Raw genomic sequence first — 1,246 nt, 5'->3', positions numbered from 1 at the left:
GGCCGATGACACCGAGGCCTTTGCCGCACAGCGCATGAATGCGGGCATTGCGCGCGCACTTGCCGGCCGCAAGGTCGAATCTCTCTAGAACAACAACATGCCCACGATCAAGATCTACCCGCATCCCGAGTACTGCCCGCAGGGCGCTGAAATCACCGCGCCCGCCGGCACCTCGATCTGCGAGGCGCTGCTCGACAACCACATCAACATCGAGCATGCCTGCGAGATGAGCTGTGCTTGCACCACCTGCCACGTGATCGTGCGCGAGGGCTTCAACTCGCTGAACGAGGCGGAAGAGGGCGAAGAAGACTTGCTCGACCGTGCCTGGGGCCTGGAGCCGCAGTCGCGCCTGAGTTGCCAATCGATCCTGGCGCAGGAGAATGTGACTATCGAGATTCCCAAGTACTCGATCAATCACGCCAAGGAAAACCACTGATGTCGCGCCAGATCGTTCTCGACACCGAAACCACCGGCCTCTCCGCAGAGAACGGCGACCGCGTCATCGAGCTTGGCTGCGTCGAGCTGTTCGCCCGCAAGCTCACCGGCAACGACCTGCACATCTACTTCAACCCGGAGCGCGAGAGCCATGAAGACGCGCTCAAGGTCCACGGCCTGACGACCGACTTCCTGCGCGACAAGCCGAAGTTCGCCACGTTGGCCAACGACATCGTCGAGTACCTGCGCGATGCCGAGCTGATCATTCACAACGCGGCCTTCGACGTCGGCTTTCTCAACAAGGAGTTCGAGCGTGCCGGCCTGCCGCCGCTGCGCACCTTCGTCAGCGAAGTGACCGACACGCTGGCCATGGCCAAGCAGGTGTACCCGGGCAAGCGCAATTCGCTGGATGCGTTGTGCGACCGCTTCGGCGTCGACCGTTCGAACCGCACCTTCCACGGCGCCAAGCTCGACGCGCAGCTGCTGGCAGACGTCTACATCAACCTCACGCGCGGCCAGGATGCGCTGCTGATCGACGTGGCTTCGAACGAGCCCGAACTGGGCACCACCGTGGTGGCCATCGACCTGAGCCAGTTCGAGCTGCCGGTGATCTTGGCGGCCGAGCACGAACTGACCGCGCACGAGGCGGTGTTGCGGCAACTCGACAAATCGAGCGGCGGTCGCACGCTGTTTCGCGAAAACGGCTGAAAAGCTATGGCATAATCTGAGGCTTCGCACAACGCGATACGTTTTCAGAACGCTGCAGGCAACAGCAGCGTTTCGGGCGGTTAGCTCAGGGGTAGAGCACAGC

General features: G+C 62.3%; 2 protein-coding genes. Both read left to right on the top strand.

What is annotated here, in order from left to right; translation table 11 throughout:
- Positions 1 to 97 precede the first annotated feature (97 nt).
- Positions 98 to 436 (top strand): ISC system 2Fe-2S type ferredoxin, encoded by a 339-nt coding sequence (fdx, locus tag ACSFA3_RS24155; RefSeq protein ID WP_013542153.1) that lies wholly within the window; start codon positions 98 to 100, stop codon positions 434 to 436.
- Positions 436 to 1,143 (top strand): DNA polymerase III subunit epsilon, encoded by a 708-nt coding sequence (dnaQ, locus tag ACSFA3_RS24150; protein WP_435507920.1) that lies wholly within the window; start codon positions 436 to 438, stop codon positions 1,141 to 1,143. The genes fdx and dnaQ overlap by 1 nt, the downstream gene beginning before the upstream one ends.
- Positions 1,144 to 1,246: the final 103 nt, after the last annotated feature.

The organism is Variovorax glucosi, assembly GCF_051216695.1.
GTDB lineage: Bacteria > Pseudomonadota > Gammaproteobacteria > Burkholderiales > Burkholderiaceae_C > Variovorax.
Note: the sequence above shows the minus strand (reverse complement) of the source record. Positions and strands in the feature narration are given on the sequence as shown.

Excerpts from the sequence above, each read along its gene's own strand:
- dnaQ (WP_435507920.1), top strand. The coding sequence starts at position 436 with ATGTCGCGCCAGATCGTTCTCGACACCGAAACCACCGGCCTCTCCGCA.
- fdx (WP_013542153.1), top strand. The coding sequence starts at position 98 with ATGCCCACGATCAAGATCTACCCGCATCCCGAGTACTGCCCGCAGGGC.